Here is a 1811-nt window from a genome sequence, read left to right as displayed (position 1 = left end):
GGTCCGGGCGTTCATCAACCGGCGGTAGGTGCTGCGCGGCGCGACGGAGCACCAGCCCGCGACCTCGCCGTCGACGTAGGCGAGCACGCCCGGCCCGGGGTCGGTCGTGCACAGGTCGGCCATGAACCCGGGGCGGTCCTCCGCGCTGACCCGGCTGTCGCGGTAGGACATGCACCAGCACCCGCGCACGCCCTCCTTCCGCGGGCCCACCACGGTGGCGAAGTCGTCGTAGCGCCCGACGGCGGAGCGCACCTCCACGTCCATCCGAATCTCCTATGTCAAGCGGCGGTGGTCAGGGCCCGGTGGGGGGCGGTTGTCAGGTTGTGGTTGAGGGAGTTGTAGACGGTGCGGGCGAGTTGGCGTCGTAGGCACCGGTAGGTCTCGGTTGGTGTCTTGCCGTCGGCGCGCTTCTTGTCGTAGTAGTCCTTGCCGGGGCCGCCGAGGCGGACCTGGGTGATGGCGATCCGGTGCAGCGCCGTGTTCAGTTGCCGGTTCCCGGCACGGTTCAAGCGGACTTTGCCGGCGGTCTGTCCAGACCAGACGGGGATCGGGGCGGTGCCGGTGAACATCGCGTAGGCAGCCTCGGAAGTGAACCGGTCGATCCCGGCGGTCTCGCCGACGATCTTGGCCGCGGTCAAGGGACCGCACCCAGGCAGTTCGAGCAGCACAGGTGCGGCGACCTCGACCGCTGCGGTGATGCGTCGCTCGAGCGAGCGGATCTGCGCGTTGCGCGCGGCGATGTCGTCGAGGACCTCGAGCGCGATCCGTGCGACCAGGCTCTCAAGCTCGACGAGTTGGGCGCGCAGCGCGGCGACGACCACGGCTCGGTCCAACGAGCGGGTTGGTGGGGCAAGGTCGGGGTCGATCTCGTGCAGGTGCCAACGCAGCCGGTTCATCATCCGGGTGCGCTCGGCGACCAGGTCCTCGCGCCGGTCGACCAGCAGCTTCAGCTCCCGTGACGCCTCATCGTGGCGGGCCACTGGGAGGTCCGGGTGGGCTTGGGCGGCACGGGCCACCGCGGTCGCGTCGATCGGGTCGGACTTGCCTCGCTCACGACCGGCGCGTCGCGTGGCGCCCATCAACCTGGGACTGACCCGCACCACGGTCTGCCCAGCGTCGAGCAGGTCCCGCTCGAGCAGCCCCGTCAGGTGGCGGCAGTCCTCGATCGCCCAGACCAGCTCCGCATCCTTGAACGAACGGCGCGCCCAGCCCAACGCCTTCAGATGACCCTCCCGGCGAGCCTGGAACACCCCCTGCCCGAGCACCTTTCCAACCTCGTCCACCGCGACCAGCGTGTGAGTCGCCTTGTGGACGTCCGCACCAATCACGACGACCATAGAGATCGCCTCCTCGTTCTCCTGAGGGACAGGGACGGTCGGGCCGGTCGGCGGACAAACCTCAGTCGGGGGCGATGCCACGCTCCTATCAAGTCACGCCGGCCGGTCCTCCCACCGGGCGTCGACAATTCGGATGCAAGCCACGAAGGCAGCCACGCTAGGAGTCAGACACCCAGTGACAGGACCCAACCACCGCGATGCGGCATCGTCACCCTGACACTGAGGCCACGCTACGCCCGGGCAGGGCCGCCCGCCGCCCCTCAGACGAACCCGAAGACCGGGGGGAACACGACGACGACGATCGCGGCCCACGCCGCGTACACCGGCAGGAACCGGGTCTGCCACGCGACGAGGTCGGCGAACGGGCGGCGCCCGCGCAGGAACGCCGTCGCGAGCACGGCGGACCACACGAGGTGGACGAGGAGGAGCAGGTTGAGCCCGAGCGCGGCGGCCTTGTTGGGGCTGACGCCGAAC

The 1811-nt window shown here is 70.0% G+C and carries 1 protein-coding gene and 2 pseudogenes; all 3 read right to left on the bottom strand.

Annotation, left to right across the window (positions count from 1 at the left end):
- Window positions 1-264: pseudogene (locus ACFCZN_RS21230) on the bottom strand (GNAT family N-acetyltransferase); the annotation flags it as partial.
- A gap of 14 nt (window positions 265-278) precedes the next feature.
- A complete protein-coding gene (locus tag ACFCZN_RS21225) occupies window positions 279-1337 on the bottom strand; it encodes an IS110 family transposase (RefSeq protein ID WP_430558083.1) in 1059 nt (352 codons plus the stop codon).
- 260 nt (window positions 1338-1597) lie between these two features.
- Window positions 1598-1811 (bottom strand): annotated as a pseudogene (locus tag ACFCZN_RS21220) (hypothetical protein); the annotation flags it as partial.

It is taken from the genome of Isoptericola sp. NPDC056134 (assembly GCF_042264825.1).
Taxonomy (GTDB): domain Bacteria; phylum Actinomycetota; class Actinomycetes; order Actinomycetales; family Cellulomonadaceae; genus Isoptericola; species Isoptericola nanjingensis.
Note: the sequence above shows the minus strand (reverse complement) of the source record. Positions and strands in the feature narration are given on the sequence as shown.

Excerpts from the sequence above, each read along its gene's own strand:
- ACFCZN_RS21225 (WP_430558083.1), bottom strand. The coding sequence starts at position 1,337 with ATGGTCGTCGTGATTGGTGCGGACGTCCACAAGGCGACTCACACGCTG.